The sequence below is a fragment of the Thalassospiraceae bacterium LMO-SO8 genome (assembly GCA_031655335.1).
GTDB lineage: Bacteria > Pseudomonadota > Alphaproteobacteria > Rhodospirillales > Casp-alpha2 > UBA1479.
This window is the reverse complement of record CP134226.1, coordinates 749088-766752: the sequence shown is the minus strand read 5'-3', so window position 1 is coordinate 766752 and position 17665 is coordinate 749088. Positions and strand designations below refer to the sequence as shown.

17 protein-coding genes are annotated in these 17665 nt (G+C 64.2%); 13 read left to right on the top strand and 4 right to left on the bottom strand.

Annotation, left to right across the window (positions count from 1 at the left end):
• Positions 1-2 precede the first annotated feature (2 nt).
• The gene (locus RJ527_03705; protein WND76856.1) at positions 3-1313 is read left to right on the top strand and encodes an aspartate aminotransferase family protein; all 1311 of its coding nucleotides are present in this window, start codon (positions 3-5) and stop codon (positions 1311-1313) included.
• A gap of 57 nt (positions 1314-1370) precedes the next feature.
• Here the strand turns inward: RJ527_03705 and RJ527_03700 are convergent, their stop codons facing one another.
• On the bottom strand, positions 1371-2429 hold the full coding sequence (locus RJ527_03700) for an extracellular solute-binding protein (GenBank protein WND76855.1): 1059 nt from the start codon (positions 2427-2429) through the stop codon (positions 1371-1373).
• A 306-nt stretch (positions 2430-2735) separates the two neighbouring features.
• Between RJ527_03700 and RJ527_03695 the strand changes: the two genes are divergently transcribed.
• Positions 2736-3302, top strand: a complete 567-nt coding sequence (locus RJ527_03695) for a hypothetical protein (GenBank protein ID WND76854.1) — start codon at positions 2736-2738, stop codon at positions 3300-3302.
• Positions 3303-3321: 19 nt separating this feature from the next.
• On the opposite strand, the gene fsa is transcribed toward RJ527_03695, so the two are convergent.
• Positions 3322-3975 (bottom strand): fructose-6-phosphate aldolase, encoded by a 654-nt coding sequence (gene fsa, locus RJ527_03690; protein ID WND76853.1) that lies wholly within the window; start codon positions 3973-3975, stop codon positions 3322-3324.
• A gap of 131 nt (positions 3976-4106) precedes the next feature.
• Here fsa and dtd point away from each other — a divergent pair, with 131 nt between their 5' ends.
• Complete coding sequence (dtd, locus tag RJ527_03685) at positions 4107-4562, top strand: D-aminoacyl-tRNA deacylase (GenBank protein WND76852.1); 456 nt, start codon at positions 4107-4109, stop codon at positions 4560-4562.
• Between the two features lie 81 nt (positions 4563-4643).
• Here dtd and RJ527_03680 read toward each other — a convergent pair whose 3' ends face one another.
• Entirely contained in the window at positions 4644-5150 is a 507-nt protein-coding gene (locus RJ527_03680) for a hypothetical protein (GenBank protein WND76851.1), read from the bottom strand.
• Positions 5151-5340: 190 nt separating this feature from the next.
• On the opposite strand from RJ527_03680, the gene RJ527_03675 reads away from it, so the two are divergent.
• The 6 genes from RJ527_03675 (at position 5341) to RJ527_03650 (ending at position 12274) form a co-directional block, all read left to right on the top strand.
• Entirely contained in the window at positions 5341-6066 is a 726-nt protein-coding gene (locus RJ527_03675) for a response regulator (protein ID WND76850.1), read from the top strand.
• 7 nt (positions 6067-6073) lie between these two features.
• Positions 6074-7555 carry an ATP-binding protein gene (locus RJ527_03670; GenBank protein WND76849.1) on the top strand — a complete coding sequence of 494 codons (1482 nt, stop codon included), beginning with the start codon at positions 6074-6076 and terminating at the stop codon, positions 7553-7555.
• Between the two features lie 127 nt (positions 7556-7682).
• Complete coding sequence (locus RJ527_03665; protein WND76848.1) at positions 7683-8912, top strand: hypothetical protein; 1230 nt, start codon at positions 7683-7685, stop codon at positions 8910-8912.
• A gap of 57 nt (positions 8913-8969) precedes the next feature.
• On the top strand, positions 8970-10136 hold the full coding sequence (locus RJ527_03660; protein WND76847.1) for a hypothetical protein: 1167 nt from the start codon (positions 8970-8972) through the stop codon (positions 10134-10136).
• Positions 10137-10265: 129 nt separating this feature from the next.
• A complete protein-coding gene (locus RJ527_03655; protein WND76846.1) occupies positions 10266-11444 on the top strand; it encodes a hypothetical protein in 1179 nt (392 codons plus the stop codon).
• A 23-nt stretch (positions 11445-11467) separates the two neighbouring features.
• A complete protein-coding gene (locus tag RJ527_03650) occupies positions 11468-12274 on the top strand; it encodes a DUF2927 domain-containing protein (GenBank protein ID WND76845.1) in 807 nt (268 codons plus the stop codon).
• Between the two features lie 304 nt (positions 12275-12578).
• On the opposite strand, the gene RJ527_03645 is transcribed toward RJ527_03650, so the two are convergent.
• Positions 12579-13265, bottom strand: a complete 687-nt coding sequence (locus tag RJ527_03645; protein WND76844.1) for a fumarylacetoacetate hydrolase family protein — start codon at positions 13263-13265, stop codon at positions 12579-12581.
• 450 nt (positions 13266-13715) lie between these two features.
• Between RJ527_03645 and RJ527_03640 the strand changes: the two genes are divergently transcribed.
• From RJ527_03640 to RJ527_03625, 4 genes are all read left to right on the top strand, one after another.
• The gene (locus tag RJ527_03640; GenBank protein WND76843.1) at positions 13716-14180 is read left to right on the top strand and encodes a hypothetical protein; all 465 of its coding nucleotides are present in this window, start codon (positions 13716-13718) and stop codon (positions 14178-14180) included.
• Between the two features lie 66 nt (positions 14181-14246).
• Positions 14247-15251, top strand: a complete 1005-nt coding sequence (gene dgcN / locus RJ527_03635; GenBank protein ID WND76842.1) for an N-acetyltransferase DgcN — start codon at positions 14247-14249, stop codon at positions 15249-15251.
• Positions 15252-15253: 2 nt separating this feature from the next.
• On the top strand, positions 15254-16246 hold the full coding sequence (dgcA, locus tag RJ527_03630) for an N-acetyl-D-Glu racemase DgcA (protein WND76841.1): 993 nt from the start codon (positions 15254-15256) through the stop codon (positions 16244-16246).
• A 181-nt stretch (positions 16247-16427) separates the two neighbouring features.
• Positions 16428-17570, top strand: coding sequence for a response regulator (locus tag RJ527_03625; protein WND76840.1), 1143 nt, complete (start codon positions 16428-16430; stop codon positions 17568-17570).
• Positions 17571-17665: the final 95 nt, after the last annotated feature.

Here is a 17665-nt window from a genome sequence, read left to right as displayed (position 1 = left end):
TCATGGAATACAACACCAATTCCCTTGAAGAGAACTGGATGCCCTTCACCGGCAACCGGGACTTCAAGAAAAGCCCGCGCATCGTCGTGCGCGGCGAGGGCCTGCACTATTACGACCATAAAGGCGGCAAGATTCTCGACGGCTCGTCGGGCCTGTTCTGCTGCCCGCTCGGCCATGGGCGCAAGGAAATCGCCCAGGCGGTGTACGAGCAGCTGTTGGAAAACGACTACACCCCGCCGTTCCAGCTGGGCCACCCCGGCGCCTTCGACCTGGCGCAGCGGGTCGCCCGCATCACGCCCGAGCCCATGAACCACATCTTCTTCGCCAACTCGGGCTCGGAAGCCATCGACACGGCGTTGAAGATCGCCATGGCCTATCACCGCGTCAAGGGCCAGGGCCACCGCACCCGCTTCGTCAGCCGCGAGCGCGCCTACCACGGCGTCAACATCGGCGGCACGTCCCTGTCCGGCATGGTCAAGAACCGCGAGACGTTTTCCGGCATGATGCCGGGCGTCGTGCACATGCGCCACACCTGGGACCCCAAGCAGGCCTTCACCCGGGGGCAGCCGGAAACGGGTGCCGAGCTTGCCGACGACCTGCAACGCATCTGCGAGAACGTCGGCGGATCGACCATCGCCGCCTGTTTCGTCGAACCGATCGCCGGCTCGACGGGGTGCCTCGTGCCGCCCAAGGGCTACCTGGAGCGCCTGCGCGAAATCTGCGACGCCCACGGCATCCTGCTGGTGTTCGACGAAGTCATCACCGGCTTCGGCCGTACGGGAGCACCCTTCGCGGCCCAGGCCTTCGGCGTCACCCCGGACCTGATGACCATGGCCAAGGCGATCACCAACGGCTGTCAGCCCATGGGGGCCATCGCCGTGAAGGACGAAATCTACGAGACCATCATCAACGCCGCACCCGAAAACGCCATCGAACTGTTCCACGGCTACACCTATTCCTCGCACCCGGCGGCCTGCGCCGCCGGCGTCGCCGTGCAGAAGATCTACGAAGCCGACAACACCTTCGCGAAGGCGGCCGGCTTGGTCGATCATTTCCAGAAGGCGCTGTATTCGCTCGAAGGGCTCGACTGTCTGGCCGACATCCGCGGCTACGGTATGATCGGCGCCATTGAACTGAAGCCCAAGGGCAATCCGGGGGCGCTTGGAACGCAATTCCAGAAGGATCTGTTCTGGCGCGGCCTGCACGTGAAGTTCACGGGCGACTGCGGCGTCGTGGCGCCGGCCTTCGTCGCCACCGAAGGCGACATCGACGCGATGATCGGCCTGCTCAGGGAAGCGCTCGAAGAGCTCTGATCTGGACCGGAGAGTGGAATTCAAGGCCGGGGCCGCGGTGCGGTCCCGGCTTTTTCTTTAGGACGCCAGGTAACGGTCGCGGTAGGCGTTGCGCAGGCCCGCGAACCACACGGGTTCGTCCGGCCACCACCACAGCTTCTCGAGCGCGTCGCCCGGATAGGCGTCCTTGAACGCCTGGCGGGTTTTCTTGGTCAGCAGGTCTTCGACCCCCTGGACCACGGAATTATAGCCCGAGGCGTTGCTCATCTGTGCGCCGGCGCGGGCGGTGTAAAGCGCATCGACGAAGGCATGGGCGGCATCGACGTTCTTGGCCGCCGCCGTCAGCGACAGTCCGTCCATCCAGGCAAAAGCCCCTTCCTTCGGCGCCATGTAGGCGATCGGCTGGCCGGCCTTGGCCAGTTCGATGGCGGGGCCGTCCCAGGTCTGGCCGATCACCACGCCGTTGCGGGTGAAGTTGGTCTTCTGGCTTTCGTGGTCGTGCCAGAACGCGCGCAGCCAGGGTTTGTGCTTAATCGCGAATTTCAGGATGTCGTTCCAGGTGGCGCGCATGGCGCTCTCGTCCTTGTAGGCGTCCTGCAGCGGCGGCAGTTTTCCCTGCTCGGCCAGCATGCGTCCGATCCCGGACATCAGGGAATGGGCCCGGCCCTGAACCAGGCCCTTCATTTCGGGCAGCCACAGGTCGGCCAGGGACAGGTTGCCGTAGACGCCCATGAAGCGGTCCGTGCGCCAGGCGATGCCTTCCGTCCCCCAGATATGGGGCAGGTGGTGCTGGCCCTTGTTCCAGGACCAGTTTTCGGAAATTTTCAGGAATGCCGGCTGCACGTTGGCCAGATTCGGGATCTTCTTCATGTCCCAGGCCTGGGTCATGTTGAGGGCCAGCCACTGGCTCTTGCGATGGGCGGAGGGGGAAATCACGTCCCAGGCGCGGCCGTGGGTCGCGGTGACCTGGGTCAGCATTTCCTCGTTGGAGCCGACGGTGGTGATGTTGGCGGTGATGCCGGTTTTTTTCTTGAAGGTCTTGGCGAAACGGGCGGGGACGTAGCCGGTCCAGGTCAGCACGTTGACCGTTTCGCCCTTGGCGTTGGCCGGGCGGATCAGCATCGGCGCGACGGCCATTCCAATGCCGCCGGCGGCAAGGGCGGCGCCATTTCCCAACAAGGTGCGCCGCGTGAAGACGCGTGCCAGTCGCGCGGTCTCGCCGACGGAAGAGCCAGCGGAGGCGGATGTTTCTTGTTGGGGCTTTCGGCCCATGAATGGCGATCTCAATACTGATGAATCAATCAGCCATTATCGCCGTCTATAGATGCAAAACCAGCACCAGTTTCTAATTTTCACGGTGCCAGACGTCAGGCGCATGCAAGACATGTGTGTTACTTTTTATCCATTCTAACGTTCAGCGCAGGCAATGAAGGGCATGCCGCCGTGAGTCAATCCGAGACCGAGGGAGCGCGCCAGTTCGCCGTGGTGGCGCCGCAGGACGTGTCGTCACCCAAGCTGGACTCGTTCCTTGCCCACTGCCGCGCGCTGCAAGGCGGCCGGGCCATGCCCCGGTGGTCGGACTTCAAGCTCCATAAATTGCCGGCGGACGTTATCCCGTACATGGCGGTGGCCGACGTCGACGACGAAGCCAAGACCTTCACCTATCGGTTCTGGGGAACCGGCCATACGGCCCTGAAGGGGGTCGATATGACGGGCCGCATGGTGTCGGACATCGCGGCGCCGGCGCTGGCCCATATCGGACAGCGCCAATACGAGATGGTGTCGGCGGCGCGCCGGCCGCTCATCTTCGTCCACGCGATCAAGCCCTACAGCCCCTGGAAGGATGAAATCCAGGTCGCGGCCCGCGTCCCCTTGTCCGAGGACGGGGTGGCCGTCGACAAGGTGATCTCTTATTCCGACTACATGGAAGACAGGGAGACCTGGGCCGATATCTATTGGCGGGCGGTGAACGGCGACGGCGCGGTGGGCAGGCGTTCCGCTGTTCGCTGAACGCCAAAGGCGGCCGTGATCACAGAATCGACTGGCCGGTCTTTTCCCAGTCCTTCAGGAAGGCTTCCAGGCCCTTGTCCGTCAGCGGATGCTTGAACAATTGCCAGATCACCCCCGGCGGCAGGGTGCACACGTCGGCGCCGATGCGTGCGGCGTCGACCACATGCTGCGGCGAGCGCACGGAGGCGACGAGGATTTCCGTCTGAAAGTCGTAGTTGGAATAGATCTCGGCGATCTCGCCGATCAGGCTCATGCCGTCCTGGCCGATGTCGTCGAGCCTGCCGACGAAGGGCGAGATGAAGGCCGCCCCCGCCTTGGCCGCCAGCAATGCCTGGGCGGCGGAAAAGCACAGCGTCACGTTGACCGGCGTGCCGGCCTGGCTCAGCGTCTTGCAGGCGGTCAGCCCGGCCTCGGTCAGCGGCACCTTGACCGCCACGTTCTTGGCGACCTTGGCCAGCTTGCGGCCTTCCTCGATCATGCCGGCGGCGTCCGTCGCCGTGACCTCGGCCGACACCGGGCCGTCGACCATGGCGCAGATTTCCTTCACCACCTCGATGAAGTCGCGCCCCGACTTGGCGATCAGGGACGGGTTGGTGGTCACGCCGTCCACCAGGCCGGTGTCGTTCAGGCGTTTGATTTCGGCGACGTCCGCCGTATCGACGAAGAACTTCATGAAGTCGGCTCCCAACCGATGGTGTCGTTGTCGGGCCCCACTTAACCCGTGGACCGCCGGGAAATCAACCGCCCGCCGCTTGCCGTCACGAATTGGCCACACCTATAGTCGCGGTTACGGAGGAAACGCACATGCGGGTATTGCTGCAACGGGTGACGGCGGCCGGGGTTTCCCTGGTCGATGATGCGGGCGCGGAAGCGCCCCTGGCCGCGATCGGCCCCGGTCTGGTGGTCCTGGTCTGCGCCGAGCCGCAGGACACGGACGCGACCGCGCAGTATTTCGCGCGCAAGGTCGTCAACATGCGGATGTTCGAGGACGCGGCGGGCAAGACCAACCTGTCGATCCAGGACGTGGGCGGCCAGGCCCTGGTGATCAGCCAGTTCACCCTGGCCGCCGACTGGAAACGGGGCAACCGCCCCGGGTTTTCGGGGGCCGCCGACCCGCAAACGGCGGAACGCCTGTACCTGGCGTTCGCGGATCATCTCAAGGCCGAAGGCGTCGATGTGGCGACGGGCCGGTTCCGGTCGCACATGCGGGTGACCCTAACCAACGACGGGCCGTTCACGATCTGGATGGATTCGGATTAAGCGCATAGAAAACGCCGCGCCCTTTGGGGGACGCGGCATTTCCTTGATGCCGCCGCTGGGGCGGGCGGCGGCTGGGGAAGGTTATCTGCGCTCGCCGTGATGGCCACGGTCGTCACGGTCGTCACGGTCGTGGTCCTTGTGCTTGCGCTTCAGCTCACCGCGTTCGATCTCGCCGTCGTCGTTGCGGTCGAGGTGCGCCATCATGCGGTCGACCCGGCGGGCGATCTCGGCTTCCGAGACCTTGGCATCGCCGTCACGGTCGAGCTTCTGGAACATGCGGACCATGCGGTGACGCATGATCTCGTTGAACAGACCCTGGAACTCGTCCAGCGACAGCTGACCGTCCTTGTCGGCGTCGTACTTCGCGAGGGACGCCTTGCGCGCGGCCGTGATCTCGTCCTTGGTGATCTTGCCGTCCTGGTTGGCGTCATAGCGTTCGAACAGCCATTCGGCCCGGTCGCCGGACTTGCCGTAGTGGCCGCGGGCGTCGGCCTGGACCGCGGCGGCGGTGCCGCCGATGGCCGCGGCGACGGCCAGGGCGCCGAGAACGATCTTGGTGTGGGTCTTCATGCGGTGGGTGCGTGCCATCGATTGTCTCCTTGTTTCGTTGGCTTTCGATGCCCCCAAGAGACCCTGCAAACGTCGCCCAAATATGGCGGCAAACGCGTCTATTGTCGCAAAACGTGGCACCCCGCCGGGATGACACATTTGGTTACAAATTTTTGCCCGCCGCCCCGCGGGCCTTTGGCATATTGGTATGCGGAAAGGTGTCCCACACATGGCTGACAGCGAACACATCCTGGTCGTCGACGACCATCCCGACATCCGGGACGCCCTGGCGCGCTATCTGAAAGAGCACGGCTACCGGGTGACCACGGCCGACCGCGCCCAATCTGCGCGTCAGGCGCTGGAAACCAGCGCCATCGACCTGGTGGTCCTGGACATCATGATGCCGGGCGAGGACGGCCTGTCGCTGTGCCGCCACCTGCGCGCGACCACGTCCCTGCCGGTGATTTTGCTGACCGCCATGGCCGACGATACGGACCGCATCATCGGCCTGGAGATGGGCGCCGACGACTACGTGACCAAGCCGTTCAACCCGCGCGAGCTGCTGGCCCGCATCAAGGCCGTGCTGCGCCGCGCCGGGGCCATGCCGCCGGCCGATGCCGAGACCCCGGGCACCCGTTACCGCTTCGGGCCCTGGATATTCGATCCGGGCGCCCAGACGTTGAGCGGGCCCGGCGGGGAGCCGATCGCGCTCTCGACCGGGGAAAGTCTTCTGCTCGGCGTATTCGTGCGCCATCCGGGACGGGTTCTCAACCGCGACCAGTTGTTGGACCTGACCCGCGGCCGCGCGGCGCAGCTGTTCGACCGCGCCATCGACAACCAGGTCAGCCGCCTGCGCAAGAAGGTCGAACGCGACGCGCGCAATCCGGAATTCATCAAAACCCATTGGGGCGGCGGATATTCTCTCGCGGTGCCGGTCGAGGCCGTCGAGACATGAGCGCGCCATGAAGCTGTGGCCCCGATCGCTGGCCGGGCAGCTCATCGCCGGGCTGCTGATCGCCCTGGTGACGGCCCAGGTCGTCACGTTCGTGTTCTTCGCGTCCGAGCGGCGCGAGGCGATCATCAACGCCCGCCATGAACTGGTGGTTCAGCGCACGGTGTCGCTGGTCGAGACGCTGGAGTCCCTTCCCGCCGGGACCAATCCCAAGGTCGAGCCTTCCGTTCTCGGCGCCGCCACCTCGTCGCGCCTGCGGTTCTGGGTCGCCGGTAGTCCCACCGTCAATCCGACGGATGCGGCGGCGGACAACTTCATGGCCCGGGTGCTGGCCGAACGGTTCAGCCTGTGGTCCGGGCGGGACCGCGCGGTGCTGGTGGAAATGATCGACGCAGACGGCGGCCGCCTGTCGCGCGCGCCGGAAGCCGTGCGCCGCTGGCACGAAGACTGGCACGGCAAGAACCGTCTGCGGCGGGACGACGATGACGGCGGCCATCACAAGGATCACGGCGACGACCGCCGCGACGAATTGGACGCCGCCCGGCCCGTGGGGCTGGCGCTCGCCGTGGAACTGTCGGACGGGCGCTGGCTGAACGGCGAGATGACGGCCTTCCGGCCGCGCGCGTTCGGCGCCCGCACGATGACCCTTCTGCTGGTCATGGCGCTTTGCGTGTCCGTCGTGGTTGTCTTGGTGGTGCGCCGCTTGACCCGGCCCCTGGGCGCGCTGGCCCATGCCGCCGATGCATTGGGGCGGGGCGAGGTGCCGCCGCCGCTGGTGCCCATGGGGCCGAGCGAGCTGCGCCGCACGATCGTCGCCTTCAACACCATGCAGGAGCGCCTGCACCGCTTCGTCGCCGACCGCACGCGCATGCTGGCCGCCATCAGCCATGACCTGCGCACGCCGCTGACGTCGCTGCGCCTGCGCGCCGAATTCATCACCGACGATGCGGAGAACAAGCAGAAGATCCTCAACATCCTGGACGAGATGGAACGCATCACCGAGGCGACGCTGGCCTTCGCCCGTGACGAGCAGGCGGGGGGACAGACGGCGTCCACCGACGTCGCGGCGCTGTGCGGCGACGTGGCCCAGGAACTGGGCGACATGGGGTTGGACGTGACGTTCACGCCGACGGGGCCGGCCGTCATGACCTGTCAGCCGACGGCGATCAAGCGGGCGATCCGCAATCTGGCCCAGAACGCGGTTCATTACGGTGGCCGGGCGCGCCTGGCCGCGCGCCTGGGGAACGGCGAAATCCTGGTCACGGTCGAAGACGACGGCCCCGGAATTCCCGAAGCCGACCAGGACAGCGTGTTCGAACCCTTCACCCGGCTGGAAACCTCACGTAGCCATGAAACGGGCGGGGTCGGGCTGGGGCTGGCGATCACCCGCAACATCGTGCGCGCCCATGGCGGCGACATTCGATTGGAAAATCTGACGCCCCGGGGCCTGCGGGTGACCGTCTCCCTGCCGTTGCCGAGCGACGGCGACTGACGGCCCTGGACGACAGGTCGGGTGGCTATAACTAAAGCCTTGTTGGCAAAGGGTTTTATTTTAAGGCTATACTGCCGCTCGGCGCTGCCGGACGGGGACCGGCGGCTGCCCACGGAGGAGGCGGACCGTGGAAACCCTGAATGTGGGCGCAAACGGCGATCCCGGCGGCGAGATCGGCACGATTCATGACCTGATGGAAACGTTGGACCATTGGTCGGCGGCCGATTCCGACGTCAATCATCTGCTGCTGGTGTCCTTCACGACGCTTGGCATGCCCGATCAGCAGGAAGGCGTGCAGCAGGCGCTTGAGGGCGCCTTCCTCGCCTTCGTCCATTCCCGTGGCGGACATGTGTACAAGCTGTCCGATCTGGACACCGCGATCCTGATCAAGCTAGCTGAATTCAACCGCATGGAAGCGATGATGGACCTCAAGGTCGACATCATGCGCGTCATTCAGCACCACCTGCCGGAGCATTTTTCCAAGATCGACCAGGCCCGCCTGATCCGGCCGATCGATCTGGGGGCCCGCCTGGACGCGGCCAAGCGGTTCCTGGACGCCTACGGCGACCGCCGCCGCGAAACCGCCGGCGACGACGGCGGCGAACGGCCGCTCAACATGCAGGACATCCAAAAGCTGCGCGACGCGCTGCGCAAGCTGGGCCCGCGCGAATTCGGCAAGCGTTACATCCGATCGCAGACCGCGGCCCGGATCGTGCCGGGCAAACCGGCGCAGCCGGTGATGACCGAATATTACGTGGGCGTCGATCTGTTGAAGCAGTCGATCCTGCGCGGGGTCGATATCCGCGGCACCGGCAACGTGTTCAATCAGCTGACCCTGACCTTCGACCAGGCATTGTTGTACTGCATCGGCGCCGTTGCGGGCGACAAGTCCAAGCGGTCCCTGAACATGAACGTGGAGACCGTGTTCACCAACGCCTTCGATCACTTTCTCAACGAAGGTGGCGACGGCGGCCTGGCCGGCGTGGTCATCGAGTTCCGCCAGGACAACATGTTCCAGCATTTCAGCCAGTTCCAGACCGCTTGTGAGTTGATCCACAAGAAGGGCGGCACCGTGGCCATCGACAACGTGCAGCCGGAAACGCTGGGCGTGGTCAATCTGCACCGCCTGAAGGTCAAGATGGCCAAGGTCATGTGGCGGGGCGACGCCGAGGAGACGTATCTTCAGGCCAAGGACGATATCCGCACCATGCAGGAAGGCGGCACGGTCATGGTATTGGCCCATGTCGATGACGAGCAGGCCGTCACCATCGGTCAGAGTCTTGGCATCAACCTGTTTCAGGGCTATCACGTCGACAAACTTCTGGCCGGTGGGGCGGCCTCGAAGGGCGGCGCTTAGGCCGGCCTCGCAGAAACAACGAAACGGAAACGAAAGATGGCATTCGGGGCTTCATCAATGGCGGGGGACGCCACCGATCTGCTCAAAAAACTTCGGGCCATGGGGGGCAAGAAGGGGGATGTGAACACCCTTTTGCTGGTCGATCTTTCCGACCTGGGGTTGTCTGAAGACGACGATCATCTGATGGACGAAATCGCCGAAATCCATACCCGCGTCGCCCGCGTGCGGGGCGGCGGGGCGTATCAGCTGTCGCCAACCAATATCGCCGTCATCGCGAACCTGACGGAAATGAACAGGATGGAGGTTCCCCAGGAACTGAAGATGAGCCTGTTCAAGATCCTGCAAGAGGAATTCCCCGACAAGGTCGCCGCCGTCGACCAGACGAAAATCGTGCGCACCATCGACATGACGACCCAGATGGCCGGCGCGATCCGCTTTCTCGAAGCGTTCGAGGAGCGCGCCAAGGAACAGGGCGTGATCGCGGGGGCGGACGGGATGCGGATGCTCAACGCGGCCGACAGCCAGACCGTGCGCGCCGTCCATGCCAAGATCGGTGACAAGGCATTCGCCGAAACCTATGTCCAGGGCCAGTCGATCACCCTGATCGCCGAGGGCAAGCCGCCGACGGTGATCGCCCGAGAATACTACATCCGCCTGGATATTCTGGGCTCCGACGCGCTCAAGAACGTCAGCATCCATGAGTCCGACCCCCTGTTCCCGCAACTGACCCTGGCTTTGGATCCGCTGATGCTGGGCATGTACCGGCACTACAACCCGGAAGGCGGAAAGTGCGCCCTCAACCTGACGTTGGAATCGGTTACCGGCGCGGCATTCCAAAAATTCCTGGCCGCGAACGGCGCCGCCAAACTGTCCAACGTCATTGTCGAACTGCGTCTGGCGGACGTCTTGCGTGACCTGCGGAAGTACGAAGCGGCACAGACCGCCGTGCGCGCCCAGGGCGGCACCATCGCCGTCGACATCGTCGATCCGGCGTCGCTCGCGGTGCTGAACCTGGCCGGCTTTAATGCCAATATCGCGAAAATTCCCTGGCGCGAGAGCGGCATGGAGACCCTGGCGCGCAACCGTTCGGTCATCAAGCAGGCCCAGGACGCGGGATGCATCGTCGTTCTGTGCCGGGTCGATTCCGAATTGGGGCTGCGGGTCGGGCGCGAGATTGGAATCACGGCCTTTCAAGGGCTGCATATCGAGGAAATGCTGATATAAGGCGGCGGGGCAATTAAGACAGTCTTATCAACTACCTGATATGGATGGTTTGTTCAGGCATTGTTCTTGCCCGGAATACATCGTATGAACCAAAATTAAGCCCATTGATGAAAATGGACCGGAAATTTCATGGCTGATTCAAGCCCAGGTGGCGGCGAGCATCTTAAGCTGCTGACGCGACTGAAGAATTGGAAAGGCGGGACGGAAGAGCCCAATCATCTGATTCTGGTCAGTTTTTCCACCCTCGGCATGACCGAGGAAGAGGATAAGCAGCTTCGCAAGAAAACCGATGAATCCTACGAGCGCTCGCGCGAGCGGCGCGGCGCCGAGGTCTACCGCCTGACCAATACGGACACGGCGCTCTTGATGAAGCTCAACGACTATAACCAGATGGAATGGACGTCGGAGCTCAAGGTCGACCTGATCCGCGTCATTCAGCAGAATTTCCCGGAATATTTCAGCCAGATCGACCAGTCGCGGATGCTGCGCATCATCAATCTGCAGGGCCGCATCGGCAACGCCATCAAATTCCTGGAAACCTTCGACGACCGCGCCAAGGAAGCGGGCGTCGGCACGGGCGAGACGCGGCCGCTGCGCGAAAGCGACATCCAGGTCGTCCGCGACGGCATGCGCAAGATGGGCAAGAAGGCGTTCACGGACAACTTCATCCGCTCGCAGGCGACGGTCGTGATCACGCCGGGCAAGCCGCCCATGCCGGTCATGAAGGAATATTTCATCTCGGTCGAGATGATCCGCCAGCACATCCTGACCAATGTGGATTTCCGCGGCGCCGGCCTGGTGTTCCAGCACCTGACCCGGTCCTTGGATCAGATGCTCATCGAATGCTTCGACGAGGTCAATCCGGAGCGTTCCAAGGCGTCCCTCAACCTGAACGTGGAAACCGTGTTCACCCACTCGTTCCAGAACCTCCTGGAAAAGGGGGCGAAGGCGCTGTCGAGCCTCGTCCTGGAATTCCGCGCGGAAAACATCCTGCAGAACTGGGATCAGTTCCAGACCGCGTCGGAACTGATCACCTCCCACGGCGGCACCATCGCGATCGACGCCATTATCCCGGAAAGTCTGGGCGTGATCGACCTGCCGCGCCTAGGCGCCAAGCTGGCCAAGGTGTTCTGGCGGCCGGGCACGGAAAATTCCCTGCCCAAGTACAAGGAAACGATCCAAAGCCTGCAACAGCGCGGCACGGTCCTGGTCATGGCGCGGGTCGATGACGAAATCGCCATCAAGACCGCGCATGCCTGCGGCATCACCATGTTCCAAGGTTTCCTGATCGACGACATGGTGCGTTAGGCGTTTCCTTGTTAGGATGGGCCATGCGCTTTCCGGCACGCCTTCTGATCATCGCCTGCGTCCTGACGGTCGCCGCCGTCACGACCGCGCGGGCCGAAGATAACGTTTCCAACACGGACCTGATCAAGGCGTTCGCAGGGGTGGCGCTCGGCGCCGAACACGAAAAGCGCATTCCCCGCATCATCAAGTGGGTCGCCCCGATCAACGTCGCCATCATCGGCAAGGGCTACCCGCCCTTGTTCGAGGAACTGGTGGTTCGTCAGCTTGACGATATCGCCAAGGAAACCGGCCATCCGGTGAAACTGGTGTATTCCGAGGTCATGCGCCAGGAAAAGCGCCTGGTCCCCAACGTTTCCAAGATTCCCATCAACGTCCTGGTTTTTTTCGGGCCCAAGGCGTCGCTGCCGGCGGTCATCGAAAAGCGCACCAACGGCGTTTACAAGGCCGTCGATGCGGAAAAGATGCTGCGCCTGGGGTTTTGCCACGGGCGCCTGCGCATCAACAAGACGGGGGCGTTGACCTTCGGTTACGCGGCGGTGCCGGCGGAAATCGTGACCCAGGTTCAGTACGGTAACGTGCGCGTCGATCCCAAGGTGTTCCTGCGCGCCTGTGTGACCGAGGAAATCACCCAACTCATGGGGTTGGTCAACGATATCGACGGGCTGACCTTCTCGATTTTCTCGGACAGCAGCCGCCATGTCGACCTGACCGAGGCCGACCGTTGGATGCTGCGCATGCTCTACGATGAGCGCATGAAACCGGGGATGAAGGCGGATCAGGCGTTGCCCATCGCGGCTCAGTACCTGGCCCTCAAGCGGCCCGGAAAGTAGCCGTCCCGACCGCTTCCTAGAACGCCCAGAACAGATCGCGCAGGTCGAACATGGCTTCCGCGGCCAAAGCCGTGAGCGTCAACGGCAGGGCCACGGCGAAGGCGGCAAGGGGGGCTTTCAAGGTCTCCATAATAGGTCTCCTTTCTCCGTCCAAGCGGGAAAAGGAGACCATGAAAGCGGGGCCGCCGGAGGGCGGAAATCAGGCAAAACTGGGGCAGGGCAGGCTGGGCGGCAAGCCAAGAAAAAGGCGGGAGAAACCGCGTTTCCCCCGCCTTTTGTCTGTGTTTCGGGCCGCTATTCGCGGTCAGACGACCTTGATGGTCAACTCGTCCACGCCCTCGACCCCGCCCTTCAGCACGTCGCCGCGCTGCACGGCGCCGACACCGGCGGGCGTGCCGGTGAAGATCAGGTCGCCGGGCGCCAGGGTGAACAGGCCCGACAGGTATTCGATCATTTCCGGGATTTTCCAGATCATCTGGTTGAGGTCGCCGTCCTGGCGAACCTCGCCGTTGCGCTCCAGCCAGATGCGCCCGGCGGTCGGATGGCCGGTCTTGTCGGCGGGATGGATCGCCGTGCAGGGGGCGGCAAGGTCGAACGCCTTGCCGACGTCCCAGGGCCGGCCCATTTTCTTGGCTTCGCCCTGCAGGTCGCGGCGCGTCATGTCCAGGCCCACGGCATAGCCGAACACATGGTCGAGCGCCTCTGCCGCCGGAATGTTCGTGCCGCCGGATTTCAGGCCGAGAACCAGTTCCAGTTCCCAGTGGACGTCGTTCGAGGCGACCGGATAGGGCCAGTCGCCGCCGCCGATCATCAGGTTATCGGGGCATTTCATGAAAAAGAACGGCGGTTCGCGGTCCGGGTCGTGGCCCATTTCGATGGCGTGTTCGGCATAGTTGCGGCCCACGCAATAGACGCGGCGCACAGGGAACTGGTCGTCCGTACCGGCGACGGGCAGAAACGATTGGGGCGGCTGGGGAATGACGTAGGCCATCGGAATCCTCGGATTTTTCGTGGTGCGGGGCGTGCCGCCGGCCGGCGGCGCCCGGAGGGGAGACTCGGATGTACTGGATAGGTCCCAGGCGCGCAACAGGATTTGCCCGCCGGGGGACGGTCCGCGGAAATTTCCGCCGGTTGGCCATGACAGGCATTTTCCAGTCGATTCAAGGTCTTCCATGGGCTTTCCCGGCATCCTGCGGGGAGAATCCGCAGGCTGTCCGGCCGGGGGAATATTTTCGTTTTGTGTGATCCGCCCTGGGGGCGTATGAAAGACTTCAGGTGGGAACGCCGCGCGGCGGCTGCGCGCATTTCCGGCCTTAAGATCCGATAGCGACCAAACAAACCAAAAACGACACGATGGCAGGCCACTTCCTGGGATAGGCAGGCTTCTTCAAAGGGCCATGCCGGGCGACCGGCATTGTCTTTCACCGGAGGACGGACACCCATGTCCGACAGGCCCATGTCCGACAGGAATGATCGCCCCACCGCGGGCATTGCGGGAATTCCCAACGCTTTTCTTCCCGGCGACTGGTTTTTCGAGTTCGAGCAAGATTACGGCGACGGCATCCGCGTCATCAAGCGCGGGCTCGACGCCTCGCTTCTGGTCGTGCGCAAGTACGATATCGACACCGAAGAGGTGTTGGCTTTTTCAACCTATGACGGCAAGCGCCGGGCCATGACGGTGTTTCACTTCCACCCGGATTTCGACCTTCACCGCCGCCGCCATTACATGGAGGCCCACCGGGAAGGTTACGACGTCGCGCGCACGGTCACGGGCCATCTGGAGACCCAACGCGCCGCGCGCCAGGCCGCCATCAAGCGCCGGGTCGTCAAGGCGCGCCGCGCCGTGGCCCTGGCCGCCCATGCCGCCGCCGTGTTCATCCTGGCCCATTACTCGCCCGGACGCTGACCCTCTTTCCGCCGCGGCCGGCTGTGCTAGGCTCTTTTCCTGGATGAACCTGCCGGGAGATTCGCCATGGCACTCGCGACCCCCTACCTGATGTTCGTCGGCGACGCGCCGGACCAACTGGCGGCCAAGGTCGCCATCGGGGTCGTTCATTGGCGGCCCGAATGGTGCAGGGGCCAGCTTCGCCTGGCCGGGTGCAAGGCCGATCTGGGCATCCCCGACATGACCATCGCCGACGCGGTCAAGGCCGGCTGCAAGACCATGGTCATCGGCGTCGCCAACCGGGGCGGGGTGATCCCCGACCATTGGGTCGGCGTCATTGTCGAGGCCATCGCGGCGGGCATGGACGTAGCCGCTGGGCTGCATCGGCGGCTGCGTGACGTGCCCGCCATCGCCGAGGCGGCGGCGAAGCACGGCCGGAAACTGACCGACGCCCGCCATCCGTCGCGCGATTTCGACGTGGCCTCGGGCCAGGCCCGGTCGGGCCGGCGGCTGTTGACTGTGGGCACGGACGTGTCCGTGGGCAAGATGTTCACCTCCCTCGCCATCGAGCGGGAGATGAAGGCCCGCGGCATGAAGGCCGATTTCCGCGCCACCGGCCAGACCGGCATCTTCATCGCCGGCGACGGGGCGTCCGTCGACGCCGTGGTCGCTGATTTCATCGCCGGCGCCGCCGAATGGCTGACACCGGGGAACGACCCGGACCATTGGGACGTGGTCGAGGGCCAGGGGTCGCTGTTCCATGCCTCTTATTCCGGGGTCACCCTGGGCCTGATCCATGGCGCCAGGCCCCATGCCCTGGTGCTGTGCCACGACGCGGCGCGGCTGGAAATGCGCGGCACGCCCGGCGTGCCCGTGCCGTCATTGGAAGACTGCATCGACGTCAACGAGCGCATGGCCCGCATGTTCGAGCCCGATGCCAGGGTCGTCGGCGTGTCCGTGAACACCAGTTCCATGGACGCGGCGCGGGCCACGGCCTATCTGGCCGAGATTTCAGAACGTCTCAATCTGCCCGCCGTCGATGCGGTGCGCACGGGCGTCGCGGCCATCGTCGACGCCGTCGAGAAGCTGTGACCGTGGCGGGGGCGCGCCGCCTGTCCGCCGTCGACCAGGGCTGGCCGCTCGCCCGCCCCTTCGCCATCTCGCGCGGGGTCAAGACCGAAGCCCGGGTCGTCGTCTGCGAGGTCGAGGACGCGGACGGACGGGCCGGGCGCGGCGAATGCGTGCCCTATACGCATTACGGTGAAACGGTCGACAGCGTGATCCACCAGATTGCCGAGGTCGCGGACGCCGTGGCCGAGGGCATCGGCCGCCGCGACCTGCTTGACCTTCTTCCGGCGGGGGCCGCGCGCAACGCCGTCGACTGCGCCCTGTGGGATCTGGAATGCAAGCAGGCGGGCCGCCGCGCCTGGGATCTGGCCGGCCTGCCGGAGCCGTTGCCCGCGGTGACGGCGGAAACCATCGGCATCGCCAGCCCTCAGGACATGGCGATCCAGGCCCGCCGCCTCAAGAATGCGCCCCTGCTCAAGATCAAGTTGGACGGCGCCGACGTGCGCGCGCGCCTTGGCGCCGTGCGCGAGGCCGCGCCCGAGGCGCGCCTGGTCGTCGATCCCAACGAAGGCTGGGACCTGCACCGGCTCGAAAACCTGGCGCCGTTCCTGACCGAGATGGGGGTGGAGATGCTCGAACAGCCGGTGCCCGCCCATGGCGACGACATTCTGCGCGGCCTGTCCTACCCGATCCCGATCTGCGCCGACGAAAGCTGTCACACGGTCCGGGATCTGGACCGCCTTGTCGGGCTCTATGACATGGTCAACGTGAAGCTGGACAAGACCGGCGGCCTGACGGCGGCTCTCGATCTGGCCGATGCCGCCTGCGCGCGGGGGTTCGGGCTGATGATCGGCTGCATGGTTGCGACATCGCTGGCGATGGCGCCGGCCACGCTTTTGATGGGCCGGGCCCGTGTCGTCGATCTGGACGGTCCCCTGTTGCTGCGTGAGGACCGCGCGCCGGGCCTGGACTTCGCGGGCGGGCGCATCCATCCGCCCGCCCCGGCCCTGTGGGGATGACGGATTGGTTGTATCATTAGGGCATTCTAATGGTCTGATTTTAAATATTATTGGCTTTGTTAATCATTCAAGTTAAGTAGAATGCGATAATAGGCGCAACTTTAAGACGCCAAGGGAAATGTCACGGGTGAGCAACATGTTGGACGGTGGCGCGGGGGTGTTCTTCCTCCGATGAAAAGCAATGGGTGTATACAATCTGGAGCGGTTGACCTTCCTTCTGGTCGATGACAACCGTTTCGTACTCAAGATTTTGCAGGACGTGCTGAAAACCCTCGGGGCCGGTCAGGTCATCACCGCGGAAAACGGCGTCGAGGCGATCGAGTTCCTGAGCGCTCATCACGGCCCTTACGGTTGTCCCGTGGACATGATTATCTCCGACCTTGTGATGGCGCCGATCGACGGGCATCTGCTGCTGAAGTGGGTTCGTCAGGGCAAGGAATCCCCCAACCGCTTCATGCCCTTCATCATGATGTCCGGCGCCGCCGACACGGAGAACGTCGAGAAGGCGCGCGACGGCGGCGCCAGCGAATTCCTGGCCAAGCCGTTTTCCGCGCAGACCGTATGCAACCGTGTGCTCGAAGTCGTCGACTTTCCGCGACAGTTCGTCGCCACCCGCGAATACTTCGGCCCGGACCGGCATCGCAAGAGCGACCTGAAGACCCCCCACGACCGGCGCCGGATCAGCGAGAAGGACGCGACCATCGTCTATTCCTCGGACCGTGTGCGCCGCCCCCGAAATGACGGCGACGTTTTCCTGTTTCGTCTGCCCAACAAGCTGAAGGAAAAGGTCGGCGGCCTGGGCATGAGCCCGCCGGGCGAACTGCCGTTGCGCCACCTGCAGGCGGCGGACGAGCACCTTCAGCGCAAGGGCCTGGAATTCCATGATTGGGCGTTGGGCTATCTGGCGACCCTGTCGAGCATCTGTGAGCGCGCGTTGCAGCAGTCGGTGGATCAGCGTGCCCGCCATTTCAAGAACATCAATCTGCTGGCCCACGAACTGCGCGGCCAGGGCGGAACCTTCGGCTACCCGATCATCACCAACGTCGGCGAGATGCTGTACAAGATGACCCAGGCGCCCTGTCCGACCGAGGACCGCGCGGTCAAGGTCATCAAGGCCCATGTCGATACCATGCGCAGCGTGTTCCGCGACAAGATCACCGGCGACGGCGGCGAGATCGGCATCCAGCTGATGCAGGATCTGAAAAAGGCGATTCGCAAGTACACCTTCGAGGATCCCCGCGCCGAAATCGAGGCCGCGAAGGCCGAGACGCCCAAAGCCGGCGTCGATCGCATTGCATCCCCCCGCCCCCGCACGGGCTCGTAATTGCCCCGGTCGTCCGGCGACTTGACGCAGGTCAACGAAAATCCTTCGCCAACACCTTACGATTGCCAAATGGGAAGGATCGTTCCCAAGGCAAT

Coding starts and splice junctions, on each gene's coding strand:
- RJ527_03705 (WND76856.1), top strand. CDS start 3: ATGGAATACAACACCAATTCCCTTGAAGAGAACTGGATGCCCTTCACC.
- RJ527_03700 (WND76855.1), bottom strand. CDS start 2,429: ATGGCCGTCGCGCCGATGCTGATCCGCCCGGCCAACGCCAAGGGCGAA.
- fsa (WND76853.1), bottom strand. CDS start 3,975: ATGAAGTTCTTCGTCGATACGGCGGACGTCGCCGAAATCAAACGCCTG.
- dtd (WND76852.1), top strand. CDS start 4,107: ATGCGGGTATTGCTGCAACGGGTGACGGCGGCCGGGGTTTCCCTGGTC.
- RJ527_03680 (WND76851.1), bottom strand. CDS start 5,150: ATGGCACGCACCCACCGCATGAAGACCCACACCAAGATCGTTCTCGGC.
- RJ527_03675 (WND76850.1), top strand. CDS start 5,341: ATGGCTGACAGCGAACACATCCTGGTCGTCGACGACCATCCCGACATC.
- RJ527_03670 (WND76849.1), top strand. CDS start 6,074: ATGAAGCTGTGGCCCCGATCGCTGGCCGGGCAGCTCATCGCCGGGCTG.
- RJ527_03660 (WND76847.1), top strand. CDS start 8,970: ATGGCGGGGGACGCCACCGATCTGCTCAAAAAACTTCGGGCCATGGGG.
- RJ527_03655 (WND76846.1), top strand. CDS start 10,266: ATGGCTGATTCAAGCCCAGGTGGCGGCGAGCATCTTAAGCTGCTGACG.
- RJ527_03650 (WND76845.1), top strand. CDS start 11,468: ATGCGCTTTCCGGCACGCCTTCTGATCATCGCCTGCGTCCTGACGGTC.
- RJ527_03645 (WND76844.1), bottom strand. CDS start 13,265: ATGGCCTACGTCATTCCCCAGCCGCCCCAATCGTTTCTGCCCGTCGCC.
- RJ527_03640 (WND76843.1), top strand. CDS start 13,716: ATGTCCGACAGGCCCATGTCCGACAGGAATGATCGCCCCACCGCGGGC.
- dgcN (WND76842.1), top strand. CDS start 14,247: ATGGCACTCGCGACCCCCTACCTGATGTTCGTCGGCGACGCGCCGGAC.
- RJ527_03625 (WND76840.1), top strand. CDS start 16,428: ATGGGTGTATACAATCTGGAGCGGTTGACCTTCCTTCTGGTCGATGAC.